We start from the raw sequence: 14,384 nt of genomic DNA, 5'->3' as shown, positions 1-14,384 counted from the left end.
GTGCCGTGCTTGACGAGCACGCGCGAGCCGGTGGTGAGCGTGCGCGCGTCGAGCTGGAACAGCTCGGCGTCGATCTCGCGCCTCGCGGTCGGCAGGGTGCCGGCGGCGGCGATGACGGCACCGCGCGCGGCATCGACGTCGTCCGCGAGCTGCAGCGACACCGACTGCGGAACGGCGGCGTGCGAGACGGGCTGCCCCGCGACCGCGATCGCCGACACAGTGGTGCGGATGCCGGAGGGGAAGATCTCGACGGGATCGCCGACGCGCACCGTGCCGGACGCGATCCTGCCCGCCGACGCGCGGAAGTCGCGCAGCGTGTCGGCCTCATCGGCGGGCACGTCGTGGGACAGGCCGCCCTGCGGGCGGAGCACCAGCTGCACCGGGAGGCGGAAGTCGTCGAGTGCGGACTCCAGCTCGTCCTGCGCGGGCAGGGCCTCCAGCAGCTCGAGCAGGGCGGGGCCGTCGTACCAGGGCGTGTGCTCGGACCGCTCCACGATGTTGTCGCCCTCGAGGGCCGAGACGGGCAGCACGTGCAGATCCGCGATCCCGAGGTCGGCGGTGACCGCCTGCACCTGCGTCCGGACGCGCTCGAAGGCATCCTGCGCATAGCCGAGGAGATCGATCTTGTTGACCGCGACGATCACATGCGGCACGCGTAGCAGCGCGAGGACGGCCAGGTGCCGTCGCGTCTGCTCGAGCACGCCCTTGCGTCCGTCGATGAGCACCACGACCGCGTCGGCCGTGGTGGCACCGGTGACCATGTTGCGGGTGTACTGCACGTGCCCGGGGCAGTCCGCGAGGATGAAACTGCGGTTGCCGGTGGAGAAGTAGCGGTACGCCACGTCGATCGTGATGCCCTGCTCGCGCTCCGCGCGCAGTCCGTCGGTCAGCAGGGCGAAGTCCAGGCCGCCGCCGTGTGCGAAGCCGCGCTCGGCCGATGTGCGTGCGACCTGCTCGAGCTGGTCGGCGAGGATCGCCTTCGAGTCGTGCAGGAGGCGCCCTACCAGCGTGGACTTGCCGTCGTCGACCGACCCGGCCGTGGCGAAGCGGAAGAGCGTCCCGGAGAACGCCTCGGGCTGGGGCGTTTCGTCCCGGCGCTGCGCGCCTCGATCGACGACCGGCTGGATGTCGGTCATCAGAAGTACCCGTCCTTCTTGCGGTCTTCCATCGCCGCCTCCGAGATGCGGTCGTCGGCGCGCGTCGCGCCGCGCTCGGTCAGGGTGGAGCGGGCGATCTCCACGACGATCGAGTGCAGGTCCGCGGCATCCGATTCGACTGCGCCGGTGCAGCTCATGTCGCCGACGGTGCGATAGCGGACGACGCGGCGCTCCACGCTCTCACCGGAACGCGGCGGGGAGAACTCACCGGTCGCGCGCCACATGCCGTCGCGGGCATACACCTCGCGCTCGTGTGCGAAGTACAGCGGCGGCAGCGGAATCTGCTCCCGCTCCAGGTACCGCCAGACGTCGAGCTCTGTCCAGTTGGAGATCGGGAATGCGCGCACGTGCTGGCCCGGCGTGTGGCGGCCGTTGTACAGGCTCCACAGCTCGGGGCGCTGGTTGCGCGGATCCCACTGCCCGAACTCGTCCCGGAGCGAGATGATCCGCTCCTTCGCGCGAGCCTTGTCCTCGTCGCGGCGTGCCCCGCCGAAGACGGCATCGTGCTTGCCGGCGGTGATGGCGTCGAGCAGGGGCAGCGTCTGCAGCGGGTTGCGGGTGCCGTCCGAGCGCTCGTGCAGCCGCCCGTCGTCGATGTAGTCCTGCACGCGCGCCACTTCCAGCCGCACGCCGAGTCGCTCGACCGTCTCGTCGCGGAAGGCGAGGACCTCGGGGAAGTTGTGGCCGGTGTCGACGTGCAGGACCGGGAACGGCACGCGCCCGGGGAAGAAGGCCTTCGCGGCCAGGTGCAGCACGACGACCGAGTCCTTGCCGCCGGAGAACAGCAGCACGGGCCGCTCGAACTCGGCGACGACCTCGCGGATGATGTGGATCGCCTCGGCCTCGAGGATCTCGAGGGTGTCCAGGCGCGTGCCGGCGTCCGGTCGCCGCGACGGGGTCCCCTCGACGAGTTCGGGGACCGAGCCGCCCAGGATCGTGTCGGTCATAGGTGGAGTCCGCATTCCGTCTTGGAGAGCCCGGCCCAGCGGCCCGACCGGGGGTCGTCCCCGGGCGCGACGGCCTTGGTGCACGGCTCGCAGCCGATGGAGGGGTAACCGTTCGTCACGAGCAGGTTCACGGGGACCTGGTGCGCGCCGGCGTAGTCCAGCAGGTCGTCGAAGGTCCATGCCGCGACGGGATTGACCTTGACCAGTCCGTTGCGCTCGTCCCACGTGACCAGCGGGGTGGCAGCGCGGGTCGGCGCCTCCTCGCGGCGTACGCCGGTGAACCACACCTCGTACCCGCCCAGCGCATCCTGAAGCGGCGCCACCTTGCGGCGAGCGCAGCACAGGCCGGGGTCGCGGGCGTAGAGCTTCTCACCGAATGCCGCGTCCTGCTCGGCGACGGTCTGGTCGGGGAGCACGTCCACGATCCGCACGTCCAGCGCGCGCCCGACCTCATCGCGGGTGGAACGGGTCTCGGCGAAGTGGTAGCCGGTGTCGAGGAAGAGCACGTCGACGCCGGGCAGCTGCTCCGCCACCAGGTGGGGCAGGGCCGCGTCGGCCATCGAGCACGCGACGGCCGCGGCATCCGCACCGAAGTGTCGGGCGACCCACGCGACGACGTCCGCGGGGGACGCCTCGTGGTCGGTGAGACTGCCGAGCTCGATGTTGCCTGCTTCGGCGAGCTCGCGGAGCTCGTCGGGGCTGCGGCGGGTGGTCGCGCGGGGGGCGAGCGAGACGGTCACTGCAGTGCCTCCTCTTCGGCGCGGTGTGCCCACGAGGCGAAGGTCTCGTCGGCTGCGGCATCCCTCTCGTCGAGGAAGCGGAGGACGACGCGCTCGACGTAGTCGGCGATGCCCTCGGCGGTGACCTTGAGTCCGCGGACGGTGCGGCCGAGGCCTGCCTCCTCCCGGTCCTGCGAGGCGAGACCGCCGCCCAGGTGCACCTGGAAGCCCGGCGTCTGACCGCCGTCGCCGTCCGGGAGGAGCTGGCCCTTCAGCCCGATGTCGGCGGTCTGGATGCGCGCGCACGAGTTCGGGCAGCCGTTCACGTGCAGGCTGAGCTGGTGCGGCAGGTCGAGGCCCGCGAGCCGGTCCTCCAGCTGCTGCACCGCTGCTGCGGCGGTCACCTTCGTCTCGACGATGGCGAGCTTGCAGAACTCGATGCCCGTGCACGCGATGGTGCCGCGGCGGAACACGCTCGGGCGAGCCGAGAGGCCGAGCGCATCGAGGCCCGCGATGAGCGGCTCGACCTGGTCTGCGGCGACATCGAGGACGACGAGCTTCTGATGCGGGGTCGTGCGGAGGCGGCGGGAGCCGTGGGTCTCGAGCAGGTCGGCCAGGGTGGTCAGGGTCGGCCCGGACACGCGGCCCACGACGGGCGTCACTCCGATGAAGAAACGGCCGTCCTTCTGCGCGTGGACGCCGATGTGGTCGCCGGGCGTCTTCGGCTTCGCGGGCGCCGGGCCGTCGGGCAGCGGCGAGGCGAGGTACTCGGTCTCGAGGATCGTGCGGAACTTCTCGGTGCCCCACTCCGCGAGGAGGAACTTCAGGCGGGCCTTGTTGCGCAGCCGCCGGTAGCCGTAGTCGCGGAAGATCTGCGCCACCCCGTGCCAGGCTTCGGCCACGCGGTCGGGCGATACGAAGACGCCGAGGCGCTCACCGAGGCGGGGTGCGGTCGACAGTGCGCCGCCCACCCACAGGTCGTAGCCGATGCCCAGTTCGGGGTGCTCGACCGCGACGAAGGCGACGTCGTTGATCTCGTGCACGACGTCCTGACTCGGGTGTCCGGTGATCGCGGACTTGAACTTGCGAGGGAGGTTCGCCAGCGACTCGTCCCCGATGAAGCGGCTCGTGATCTCCTCGATCTGCGGCGTCGGGTCGATCAGCTCGTCGGCGGAGACGCCCGCGACGGGCGAGCCGAGGATGACCCGCGGCACATCGCCGCAGGCCTCGGTCGTGCCGAGATCGACCGCTTCGAGTCGCCGCCAGATCTCCGGCATGTCTTCCACTCGGATCCAGTGCAGCTGGATGTTCTGGCGGTCGGTGAGGTCCGCCGTGCCGCGCCCGAACTCTGTGGAGATCGCTCCGATGACCCGCAGCTGCTCGGTCGTCAGCTGGCCGCCGTCGATGCGGACGCGCAGCATGAAGTACTCGTCTTCGAGCTCGTGCGGCTCGAGCGTCGCGGTCTTGCCGCCGTCGATTCCGGGCTTGCGCTGCGTGTAAAGACCCCACCAGCGGAAGCGGCCGTGCAGATCGGTGGGGTCGATCGAGGCGAAGCCGCCCGCGGCGTAGATGTTCTCGATGCGCTCGCGGACCGCGAGTCCGCCGTCCGCCTGCTTCCACTCCTCGTTGCCGTTGAGCGGGGTCCTGCCGTCGATCTTCCATTGCCCGTTGGGCTTGGAGGACGGACGCGGGGGTCGCACTCGCGCTCCCTCGGCGGGCGCGGTGCGCTCCGCTCGCGGGCCGCCGGCAAGGCGCGCGTCTGTTTCGCTGATCGACATGGGGGGACCTCCACAGCTCCCAGGCGACGCCTGGGCAGGGCCCGGCCGAGCCCATTCCGTGAGGTTAGGCGCATGCTGGAGCCGCGGCATCCTTGGGTGTCACGCGCCGGAACGGGGCGTAACCCGGCGTCACAGACTTGACAGCCGGAACGCGGCGACGGGACCTACCGCTTCGGAGCGGTCTCGAGGTAGCGATCTCGGACGAGGTCGACGAGTGGCCCGGGCGGCGGGTCGTCGTCCAGGAGGGGACGCGCCACCGGGCTGCCGTCGGCGACACGTACGGCGAGGTCGTGGAAGTAGCCCGGCGCCAGCAGATAGTTGGCCACGACCACGCGTCGCGCACCGTGGCGTGCTGCCGTCACGGCCTCGCCGAGCCGGGGCTCGGCGGCAGCGAGGAAGCCCACACCGACATCGCGCCCTAGACGCTCGGCGAGCATCCGCGCGGTCACGCGGCAGTCCTCGTTCGCGCGGTCGTCGCTGGAGCCGGCGACGGCGAGCACCACGGCGTCGTCCGCGTCCGGCCGGAGAGCGTCCAACCGTTCGGCGAGTACGTCGACCAGTCGCGGATCGGGGCCGAGCGCGGGCGAGATCGTGACACCCGCGTGACCCGCGGACTGCTCGCGCAGGTCCACCCGCACGTGGTAGCCGGCCGAGAGCAGCAGCGGCACGATGACGGCCGGCTGTTCGGACGGAAGCGCATCGAGGGACGCCGCCACGTCAGGCTGCTGCACGTCGACGTGACCGAGCCGCACCGGAACCTCGGGAAGCCGCGCGGCAACGGCGGCCACGAGCGCGGCGATCGCGGCCTGCCCGGCGGGCGAGGCCGTGCCGTGCGAGATCGCGAGCAGAGCGGGATTGGACATTCCGTCCATTCTGCTCACAGGACGCGCATCTGCCGATCCGCCGTGCGAAAGATGACGAAGGGGCACGACCCTTTCGGATCGTGCCCCGTGCCGACGGGTGTCAGACCGTGTCCATCGGCGTGCCGGCGGGGCCGCCGGAGCGGCCGCGTGAGAAGCCGGCGTCGAAGCCGCGCTCGTACGCGCGCTCAGTCCGGCGACCGGAGCGCTCGCCGCGACCGCGGGAGCCTTCGTGATGGCCGTGGTGGTGCGCACCGTGGTGATGAGGCTCGTGGTGGTGAGCCTCGTGGTGGTGCGCGTCGCGCGCGCCGGGGTCGCAGTGACCACCGCCGAAGTGGCCGGGACCGAAGCCGCGGCCGAACCCGGGACCGTAGCCCGCGCCCGGACCGAAGCCCGCGCCCCAGCCGGCGCCGGGGCCGAAACCTCGACCGTAGCCCGGGGCGGAGCCCGCGCCCGGACCGAAGCCGCGGCCGGGACCGAACCCGCGTCCGCGGCCGAAGCCGCCGCGCGGCATCCGCACGCTCTCGTCCCACCCGAGTTCTCGGGCGATGGCCTCCAGCGAGGAGAGGGTGGTCGCGAAGTCCTCCGGTGAGACCGCGCCCGCGACACGGGCGCGGATGCCGTCGACGACGGTGCCGAGGCGCTCCTCGGCGGCGCGGCCGTCCTCGGTCAGCACCCACGAGCCGTCGCCGGTCTCTTCAGCCCAGCCGCGCTCCTCGAGGCCGCGCAGACGCTTGCCCTTACGGGCGAAGCGTTCGGCGAAGGATGGCAGCTCGGCGTCGCCCGAGAGCGCGCGCAGCAGCATCCAATCCCGGCGGGTGACGCCGGCGCCCTCGAAGGCGACCGCGAACTCGCGGGTCAGCAGGGCGTCGACGGCGCGCAGCCAATAGCCGAGCGGTCGATCTGCAGGGGCGCCCTCGCGGGGCGCGCCGTCGCCTTCCTCTGCGGAAGGCTCGTCGAAATCAGTGTCTTCGTTGTTCATGAGAAGTCCTTTCACGGGGCGGCCCGGGATGGCCGCCGATGTTGCATGTAGAAGAACATGTATATGTAGTGTGACATGCGTTCGGGAAATATGTCAAGTCACATGTAAATTCGAAGGCATGACCTCCGCATCGCCCGACCCGGCCGACGCCATCGCTGCCGCCCTCGCGCGACTGCGCGGGCGACGGATGCCGCGCCCGCCGTGGGAGGGCGGTCACGGTCCCGGTCATCATCACGGTGATCCCGGACACCATCACGGCGAGGTGGGCTGGATGCGGGGAGGCCCTTACGGGGGCATGGCGGGTCCGCCACCGTGGGGGGCGGGACCACGGATCGGGGGCCCGGCGAGGCTGCGGCTCCTGGAGGCCCTGGCCGCGGCATCCGGTCCGCTGTCGGTCAGCGAGCTCGCCGACGCAGTCGGAGTCGATCAGCCGCGTGCGTCGAGGCTGGTTCAGCAGGCCGCGCAGATGGGGCTCGTCCGGCGTGAGGCCGATGCGGACGACGCGCGGCGAACACGCGTCGCCCTGACCGATTCCGGGCTCGCAATCGTGAGCGGGTTCCGCGGCGAGCGCCGATCGGCGATCGACTCCGCCCTCGCGGCGTTCACCGACGAGGAGAGGGCCGAACTCGCCCGCCTGCTGACCAAGCTCGCCGACTCCTGGCCGCGCTGAGCCGCGCGGCCTGCGTCAGTCGCGCAGCCGCTCCTGCACGGCTCGGACCGGAATGAGCAGGGCGAGCCCGAGCGCCAGCACGAGCACGATGCCGAGGATGCCGAAGTAGGCCGCGCCGCCCACGCTCACGAAGATCGCGAACATCAGGGGCGCGAGGAACGACACCGCGCGACCCGTCGTGGCGTACAGGCCGAAGACCTCGCCCTCGCGGCCCGGCGGAATGATCCGCGCCAGGAAGGTGCGCGACGCCGACTGAGCGGGCCCGACGAACAGACACAGGGCGAGGCCTGCGGTCCAGAAGACGATCTGACCGCCGTCGTGCAGGAAGAACACCAGGAGCCCCGACACGATCAGACCGATCAGGGCCGCGATGATCACGGGCTTCGCACCCAGCCGATCGTCGAGGGCGCCGACGGCGATCGTCGACACGCCCGCGACGACGTTCGCCGCGATGGCGAAGAGGATCACCTCGCCGGCCGAGAATCCGAAGACGGATGCCGCCAGTACGCCGCCGAACGTGAAGACGCCCGCGAGTCCGTCGCGGAAGACCGCGCTGGCGAGCAGGAACCAGACGGTGTGGCGCGACTCGCGCCACAGCTTCGCGATGTCGCGGCCCAGGCGCACGTACGAGGCGAAGAAGCTCACGCGCTCGCGCTTGACGCCCGTGCCGCGGTACTCGGGTACGGCGAACAGGACGGGCAGTGCGAACAGGCCGAACCAGGCGGCCGAGACGACCATCGCCACCCGAACGGGCAGGCCGTTCTCGTCGGGGACCCCGAACAGCCCCTGGATGAAGCCGAAGTACACGATCAGCAGCAGCACGATGCCGCCGATGTACCCCATGCCCCAGCCGAAGCCGCTCACCCGGCCGATAGAGCGGGGTGTCGACACCTGCGACAGCATCGCGTTGTAGTTGACGCCGGCGAATTCGAACAGCACGTTCCCCGCTGCGACGAGGAACAGTCCCAGCCAGAGGAAGGAGGGGTCCGGCTGGACGAAGAACATGGCCGCGGTCAGGGCGACGACGAGATACGTGTTGACCGCGAGCCAGAACTTGCGCCGGCCGGAGGTGTCGGAACGCTGGCCGGTCACCGGGGCGAGGACGGCGATCAGCAGTCCGGCTGCGGCGAGCGCCCAGCCGAGCTGCGCTTCGACCGTCCCCTCGGGTCCGAAGCTCGAGCTGGTGAGGTACACCGTGAACACGAAGGTGGTGACCACCGCGTTGAAGGCCGCCGAGCCCCAGTCCCACAGTCCCCAGGCCAGCACGACGCGTTTGCGCGTGCTCGACGGTCCCTCCGCGCCGGCGGCGTCGGCCAGCGCGTCCGTCGGGGTGAGACCCGCGAACTGCGGCAGATCCGGCCTCATCCGGGGCACGTCGGGATCGTTTCTCTCGGTCACGCTGGGTCCCTTCGGGTGGCAGGGGAGCGACGACGCACGCACGCACCGGGCAGCGCGGAGGTCGTCGCCAGGCTACATCCGCGAGGCCCGTGAATCGCCGTAGCGCGGGAGGTTCGGCATCCGATCTGGGGTGGTGCTCCACGGGATGCCATGATGTACGCATGCCCGCCCACGTCGAGCGCGCCGAACTCCCGGGTATCGGTGTGCGCCATGACATCGTCACCGACCAGGGTCGGCGGCTCTCGGTCCTCAATCTCCGCGAGGGCGGTCGAGAGCTCGCCCTCGCCGACGAGGACGATCCCGATCGCGCCAGCGAGACGATCGCCCTCACCGACGATGAGGCCATCGCTCTGTCGGAGGTGCTGGGCGGCTCGCTGATCCTGACCCAGCTCGCCGGTCTGCGCGAGCAGGTCGCAGGCCTGTCGATCGAGCAGATCCCGGTCCGCGCGGACTCCCCGTTCGTCGGCCGCCCGCTGGGCGACACGAAGGCCCGCACGCGGACGCGGTGCTCGATCGTCGCGATCGTCCGCGAGACCGAGGTCCTCCCGGCCCCAGGGCCGGCGGACCTTCTGCGCAGCGGAGACACGCTCGTGGCCGTCGGCACCCGTGACGGCCTCGACCACCTCGTCCGCATCGTCGGCGGCAGCTGACGCCCGAGGATGGACCACGGCGCGCTCGTCCTCATCGAGATCGGTGCGCTTATTCTCGGGATCGGTCTGCTCAGCCGGCTCGCGGCGTGGATGGGGATATCACCGATCCCGCTGATCCTGCTGGGCGGCCTCGCATTCGGCGAAGGCGGGTTGATCCCCTTCTCGGCCGGCGAGGAGTTCATCGAGATCGGCGCCGAGATCGGTGTGATCCTGCTTCTGCTCATGCTCGGGTTGGAGTACACCGCTCAGGAGCTCGTCGGCAACCTGAAGGGGTCACGGACCGCCGGGCTGATCGACATGGTGCTCAACGCCGCGCCGGGCGCTCTGATCGCGCTCCTCCTGGGCTGGGGCCCGGTCGCGGCGGTCGCCATGGGGGGCATCACGTGGGTGTCGTCCTCCGGCGTCATCGCCAAAGTGCTGCAGGACCTCGGCCGTCTCACCAACCGGGAAACGCCCGTGGTCCTCTCGATCCTGGTCATCGAGGACTTCGCGATGGCGTTCTACCTGCCGGTGCTCACGGCGCTTCTCATCGGGACCAGCCTGGTCACCGGCACGATCTCGGTCGTGATCGCACTCCTGTCGGTGGTGGTGATCCTGTACATCGCGCTGCGGCACGGCAGGTTCGTGTCTCGGCTCGTCTGGTCGAAGGAAGCCGACGTCCTGCTGCTCTCGGTGCTCGGCCTCGGCCTTCTCGTCTCGGGGCTCGCGGCCGGTGCGAACGTCTCATCCGCGGTGGGTGCGTTCCTGGTCGGGATCGCGATCTCCGGCCCCGCCGCCAAGCACGCCCAGCGGGTGCTCACGCCGCTGCGGGACCTGTTCGCCGCCGTGTTCTTCCTGTTCATCGGCCTCTCCACCGATACCCGCGAGCTCGTTCCGATGATCGTGCCGGCGATCCTGCTCGCGATCGTCGGGATGGGCACGAAGCTCCTGACCGGCTACTACGCGGCTCGGCGGGCGGGCATCGCCGAGCCCGGCCGCTGGCGCGCCGGATTCGCGCTCATGCCGCGCGGGGAGTTCTCGATCGTGATCGCGGGGCTCGCCGTCGCGGCGGGCGTCGACCGTTCGCTGGCCGCGCTCGCGACCGCCTACGTGCTGATCACGATGGTCGTGGGTCCGCTCCTGGCCCGCATCCCGGATGCCGAGCGGTTCAAAGCGGCGACGCGCCGGATCCAGACGAACCGGCGGGCGCGCGAGGCCGCCGCCTAGCGCACGCGCGGTCCGAAGCTCCGCCTCAGCGCGGCCACTCGTGCTCGAGGATGGCATAGATGCCGGTGTCCGCCCAGTCGCCCTTGAACCACATGTGCTCCCGGAAATGCGCCTCATGCCGCATCCCGAGCCGTTCGCACAGGGCGACGGATGCCCCGTTCCGCGGGTCGAGCTCGGCGTAGACGCGATGCAGGCCGAGTTCGCCGAACGCCAGGTCAAGCAGCAGGGCGGCGGCCTCGCGGGCGAATCCCCGGCCCATGAAGCGCGGGTCGAGGAGCCACCCGATCTCGGCGGACCTGTCATCGACGCTGGCGAGCTTGAAGTACATCGTTCCGATCAGGCGCCCGCTCGAGTCCCGGATCGCCGGCTGCACGAAGTCGTCGGGATCCTCGAGCCGGGTGGCGGCGGAGTCCCGTTCGAGCACCTCGTGAACCCGCTCCGGCGTGCGCGGCTCGTAGAGCAGGTACCGGCACACCTCGGGGTCGGACTGGATCGCGTAGAGCGCGTCGAAATCCTCGGCGCGCAGCAGCTCGAGGCGCACGCGCTCACCCTCGATCGGTCGGAAATCCCACGGGAGCGGCATGCCGCCATCCTCGCAGGGCGCCTCCCTTTTGCGCCCCGACCCGGTGTGCTTAGGTGAACCATGAATGCCGAGGCGGGCTCCGAGACCAAATTCAACGGCAGACTCGCGATCCTGCTCGCGATGGCCATGTTCGTCCTGGTGTTCGACACCTCGTTGATGAACGTGTCGATCTCGGCGGTGGTGGCCGATCTCGACACGACCGCGAGCGGCGTGCAGGGCGCGATCGCGCTGGAGGCTCTCGTGTCGGCCGCTTTCATCCTCATCGGCGGCAAGACGGGCGACCTGATCGGCCGCAAGCGCGCGTACATCCTCGGGCTGCTCGGATACGCCGTCGGCGCGGTCGCGATGACGCTCGCCCAGGACCTGATCGCCGTCATCATCTTCTGGGCCTTCGTCGGCGGGCTCGGCGCCTCGCTGCTGCTGCCGTCGATGCAGTCGCTCATCCACGGCAACTTCCAGGGCGACCATCAGAAGCGCGTCTACGCCCTCGTCGGCGCATCCGCGGCGATCGCGGCGGCGGTCGGTCCGCTGCTCGGCGGGTTCATCACGACGTTCCTCTCATGGCGCGTGGGCTTCCTGCTCGAGGCGGTGATCATCGCGATCGTGCTCGCCGGAATCGGCCTCGTGAAGGATGTGCGCTTCACAGGGGACCGGTCGATCGATCTCGTCGGCTCCGCGCTCTCGGTGATCGGCATGGGCGGCGTGGTCCTCGGCATCCTGGTGTGGCAGGAGGGCGGCGGCTACGTCGGGCTCATCATCGGACTCGGTGTCGTGGCCCTCGGGGGCCTCGTGTTCTGGCTGAACTCGCGCAAGAAGCGCGGCAAGCCCACCCTGATCGACCCGACACTGTTCGCCTCGAAGCCGTTCCGCGCCGGTGTGAGCGGTCAGCTCCTGCAGCAGATCGCCCTGGGCGGCACGATGATCGTCCTGCCGCTGTACCTGCAGATGGTGCTCGAGTACAACGCCCTGCAGGCAGGGCTGTCCATCGCACCGCTCTCGCTCAGCATGTTCGCCGTCGCGCTGATCGCGGGCCGCATCGCGAAGGGTCGCCCGGCGAATCTCATCATGTGGGGCTTCGTGCTCACCGTCATCGGGCTGGTCGTCATCGTGCCGCTCGTGCCGATCGCCGACTCCGGCTGGTATCTCACCGTCCCGCTGCTGATCAGCGGCTGCGGCCTCGGGCTGCTCGTCTCGCAGCTGAACAACTACACGCTGTCGCCGATCACCGATGAGCGGGTGAGCGAGGCGGCAGGGGTGAACTCTGCGGCGGGATCGTTCGGTCTGTCGTTCGGACTGGCCTTCGCAGGAGCGATCATGCTCGCAACGCTCGCCGCGGGCTTCACCGCTCTCGCCGACTCGTCGAGCGTGCTGACCCCGGAACAGCAGCAGCAGATCTCCACGGTTCTCGAAGAGGATGCCGAGCTCATGTCCAACACCGGGCTCGAAGAGCTGCTGGCCGACGAGTCGCCGGAGGTCTCGGCCGAGATCATCCGCATCAACACCCAGGCGCGGCACCTCGCGTTGCAGGTCGCCCTGCTGATCCCGATCCTCGCGGGGCTCGCCGGCATCCTGAACGGGTTCCGGATGCGACGGCTGCCCGACCCCGTGGCCGCGGGATCGGGCGAGACGCTGCTGGGCTGACTCCGCGCCCGGCGCGAGCCGTGGAAAACCTGAGTCGACTCATATCAACTTCATTTGACACGCTCAGCGGGACTCCACTAGGGTTGAGTCATCGCGGCTCAACTCAGGTTGCAGCCGCCCCAGACATCAGAAAACCCCGGGGTCCGGCATCCGTCCGCCCCTGAACAAGGAGAGAACACATGCCCCGTGCTGTTGGAATCGACCTCGGAACCACGAACTCCGTCGTGAGCGTGCTCGAGGGCGGCGAGCCCAAGGTCATCGCGAACGCCGAAGGCTTCCGCACGACACCGTCGGTGACCGCATTCACCAAGGACGGCGAGGTGCTGGTCGGCGAGACCGCCAAGCGCCAGGCCGTCACGAACGTCGACCGCACCATCTCGTCGGTCAAGCGCCACATGGGCACCGACTGGACGTTCGAGGTCGACGGCAAGAAGTGGACCCCGCAGGAGATCTCGGCGCGCATCCTCGGCAAGCTCAAGCGCGACGCCGAGGAGTACCTCGGCGACACGGTGACGGATGCCGTCATCACGGTCCCCGCGTACTTCAACGACGCCGAGCGCCAGGCCACGAAGGAGGCCGGCGAGATCGCAGGGCTCAACGTGCTCCGCATCATCAACGAGCCGACCGCGGCCGCGCTGGCCTACGGGCTGGACAAAGGCAAGGAGGACGAGCTCATCCTCGTCTTCGACCTCGGTGGCGGAACCTTCGACGTGTCCCTGCTCGAGGTGGGCAAGGACGACGACTTCTCGACGATCCAGGTGCGTGCGACGGCCGGTGACAACCGCCTCGGCGGCGACGACTGGGACCAGCGCCTGGTCGACTACTTCATCAAGCAGTTCAAGGACACGACCGGAGTCGACGTCTCGGGCGACAAGATCGCGCTGCAGCGCCTCAAGGAGGCTGCGGAGCAGGCGAAGAAGGAGCTCTCCAGTTCCATGTCGACGACCGTCAACCTCCCGTATCTGTCGCTGACAGAGAGCGGCCCGGTGTCGCTGTCCGAGACGATCACGCGCGCGAAGTTCGAGGACCTCACCAAGGACCTGCTCGACCGCACCAAGAAGCCGTTCGAGGACGTCATCCGCGAGGCCGGCATCAAGGTCGGCGACATCGACCACGTCGTGCTGGTGGGCGGCTCGACCCGCATGCCTGCCGTCGCCGAGCTCGTCAAGCAGGAGGCCGGCAAGGAGCCCAACAAGGGCGTGAACCCTGACGAGGTCGTCGCCGTCGGCGCCGCCCTGCAGGCCGGCGTGCTGCGCGGTGAGCGCAAGGACGTGCTGCTGATCGACGTGACCCCGCTGTCGCTGGGCATCGAGACCATGGGCGGCATCATGACCAAGCTGATCGAGCGCAACACGGCCATCCCGACCAAGCGCAGCGAGACCTTCACGACCGCCGACGACAACCAGCCGTCGGTCGCGATCCAGGTGTTCCAGGGCGAGCGCGACTTCACGCGCGACAACAAGCCGCTCGGAACGTTCGAGCTCACCGGAATCGCCCCGGCCCCGCGAGGGATGCCGCAGGTCGAGGTCACCTTCGACATCGACGCCAACGGCATCGTGCACGTGTCCGCCAAGGACAAGGGCACCGGCAAGGAGCAGTCGATGACGATCACGGGCGGCTCGTCGCTGCCCAAGGAGGACATCGAGCGCATGGTGCGCGAGGCCGAGGAGCACGCCGCAGAGGACAAGAAGCGTCGCGAGTCCGCCGAGACCCGCAACCAGGCCGAGCAGCTGTCCTACTCGATCGACAAGCTCATCAAGGACAACGACGACAAGCTGCCCGCCGAGGTCAAG

The 14,384-nt window shown here is 69.9% G+C and carries 13 protein-coding genes; 5 read left to right on the top strand and 8 right to left on the bottom strand.

Annotation, left to right across the window (positions count from 1 at the left end):
• The 6 genes from VFX99_RS04240 to VFX99_RS04215 form a co-directional block, all read right to left on the bottom strand.
• A partial coding sequence (locus tag VFX99_RS04240) for a sulfate adenylyltransferase subunit 1 (protein ID WP_414684316.1) occupies positions 1–1,139 on the bottom strand: 1,139 nt, incomplete at its 3' end.
• Positions 1,136–2,104: a sulfate adenylyltransferase subunit CysD gene (cysD, locus tag VFX99_RS04235; RefSeq protein WP_329665072.1), complete on the bottom strand. Its 969-nt coding sequence runs from the start codon at positions 2,102–2,104 to the stop codon at positions 1,136–1,138. The genes cysD and VFX99_RS04240, both read right to left, overlap by 4 nt.
• Complete coding sequence (locus tag VFX99_RS04230; protein WP_329665071.1) at positions 2,101–2,844, bottom strand: phosphoadenylyl-sulfate reductase; 744 nt, start codon at positions 2,842–2,844, stop codon at positions 2,101–2,103. The genes cysD and VFX99_RS04230 overlap by 4 nt, the downstream gene beginning before the upstream one ends.
• Positions 2,841–4,601, bottom strand: coding sequence for a nitrite/sulfite reductase (locus tag VFX99_RS04225; RefSeq protein ID WP_329665070.1), 1,761 nt, complete (start codon positions 4,599–4,601; stop codon positions 2,841–2,843). The genes VFX99_RS04230 and VFX99_RS04225 overlap by 4 nt, the downstream gene beginning before the upstream one ends.
• A gap of 164 nt (positions 4,602–4,765) precedes the next feature.
• A complete protein-coding gene (locus tag VFX99_RS04220) occupies positions 4,766–5,464 on the bottom strand; it encodes a sirohydrochlorin chelatase (protein ID WP_329665069.1) in 699 nt (232 codons plus the stop codon).
• Between the two features lie 100 nt (positions 5,465–5,564).
• Positions 5,565–6,443 (bottom strand): hypothetical protein, encoded by an 879-nt coding sequence (locus VFX99_RS04215; protein WP_329665068.1) that lies wholly within the window; start codon positions 6,441–6,443, stop codon positions 5,565–5,567.
• 118 nt (positions 6,444–6,561) lie between these two features.
• Between VFX99_RS04215 and VFX99_RS04210 the strand changes: the two genes are divergently transcribed.
• The gene (locus VFX99_RS04210) at positions 6,562–7,113 is read left to right on the top strand and encodes a MarR family winged helix-turn-helix transcriptional regulator (protein WP_329665067.1); all 552 of its coding nucleotides are present in this window, start codon (positions 6,562–6,564) and stop codon (positions 7,111–7,113) included.
• A 15-nt stretch (positions 7,114–7,128) separates the two neighbouring features.
• On the opposite strand, the gene VFX99_RS04205 is transcribed toward VFX99_RS04210, so the two are convergent.
• Positions 7,129–8,478, bottom strand: a complete 1,350-nt coding sequence (locus tag VFX99_RS04205) for an MFS transporter (RefSeq protein ID WP_414684315.1) — start codon at positions 8,476–8,478, stop codon at positions 7,129–7,131.
• A 194-nt stretch (positions 8,479–8,672) separates the two neighbouring features.
• Between VFX99_RS04205 and VFX99_RS04200 the strand changes: the two genes are divergently transcribed.
• Both VFX99_RS04200 and VFX99_RS04195 read left to right on the top strand, forming a co-directional pair.
• A complete protein-coding gene (locus tag VFX99_RS04200) occupies positions 8,673–9,161 on the top strand; it encodes a cation:proton antiporter regulatory subunit (RefSeq protein WP_329665065.1) in 489 nt (162 codons plus the stop codon).
• Positions 9,162–9,170: 9 nt separating this feature from the next.
• Positions 9,171–10,367 (top strand): cation:proton antiporter, encoded by a 1,197-nt coding sequence (locus VFX99_RS04195; RefSeq protein WP_329665064.1) that lies wholly within the window; start codon positions 9,171–9,173, stop codon positions 10,365–10,367.
• A gap of 25 nt (positions 10,368–10,392) precedes the next feature.
• Here the strand turns inward: VFX99_RS04195 and VFX99_RS04190 are convergent, their stop codons facing one another.
• The gene (locus VFX99_RS04190; RefSeq protein ID WP_329665063.1) at positions 10,393–10,950 is read right to left on the bottom strand and encodes a GNAT family N-acetyltransferase; all 558 of its coding nucleotides are present in this window, start codon (positions 10,948–10,950) and stop codon (positions 10,393–10,395) included.
• Positions 10,951–11,010: 60 nt separating this feature from the next.
• Between VFX99_RS04190 and VFX99_RS04185 the strand changes: the two genes are divergently transcribed.
• Positions 11,011–12,591, top strand: coding sequence for an MFS transporter (locus VFX99_RS04185; RefSeq protein WP_329665062.1), 1,581 nt, complete (start codon positions 11,011–11,013; stop codon positions 12,589–12,591).
• Positions 12,592–12,770: 179 nt separating this feature from the next.
• Positions 12,771–14,384: molecular chaperone DnaK (gene dnaK, locus VFX99_RS04180; protein ID WP_329665061.1), on the top strand; the 1,614-nt coding region annotated here is incomplete at its 3' end.

This window comes from Microbacterium sp., assembly GCF_036277215.1.
GTDB lineage: Bacteria > Actinomycetota > Actinomycetes > Actinomycetales > Microbacteriaceae > Microbacterium.
This window is presented reverse-complemented; position numbering and strand designations above follow the sequence as displayed.

Coding starts and splice junctions, on each gene's coding strand:
- cysD (WP_329665072.1), bottom strand. CDS start 2,104: ATGACCGACACGATCCTGGGCGGCTCGGTCCCCGAACTCGTCGAGGGG.
- VFX99_RS04225 (WP_329665070.1), bottom strand. CDS start 4,601: ATGTCGATCAGCGAAACAGACGCGCGCCTTGCCGGCGGCCCGCGAGCG.
- VFX99_RS04220 (WP_329665069.1), bottom strand. CDS start 5,464: ATGTCCAATCCCGCTCTGCTCGCGATCTCGCACGGCACGGCCTCGCCC.
- VFX99_RS04215 (WP_329665068.1), bottom strand. CDS start 6,443: ATGAACAACGAAGACACTGATTTCGACGAGCCTTCCGCAGAGGAAGGC.
- VFX99_RS04210 (WP_329665067.1), top strand. CDS start 6,562: ATGACCTCCGCATCGCCCGACCCGGCCGACGCCATCGCTGCCGCCCTC.
- VFX99_RS04205 (WP_414684315.1), bottom strand. CDS start 8,478: ATGAGGCCGGATCTGCCGCAGTTCGCGGGTCTCACCCCGACGGACGCG.
- VFX99_RS04200 (WP_329665065.1), top strand. CDS start 8,673: ATGCCCGCCCACGTCGAGCGCGCCGAACTCCCGGGTATCGGTGTGCGC.
- VFX99_RS04195 (WP_329665064.1), top strand. CDS start 9,171: ATGGACCACGGCGCGCTCGTCCTCATCGAGATCGGTGCGCTTATTCTC.
- VFX99_RS04190 (WP_329665063.1), bottom strand. CDS start 10,950: ATGCCGCTCCCGTGGGATTTCCGACCGATCGAGGGTGAGCGCGTGCGC.
- VFX99_RS04185 (WP_329665062.1), top strand. CDS start 11,011: ATGAATGCCGAGGCGGGCTCCGAGACCAAATTCAACGGCAGACTCGCG.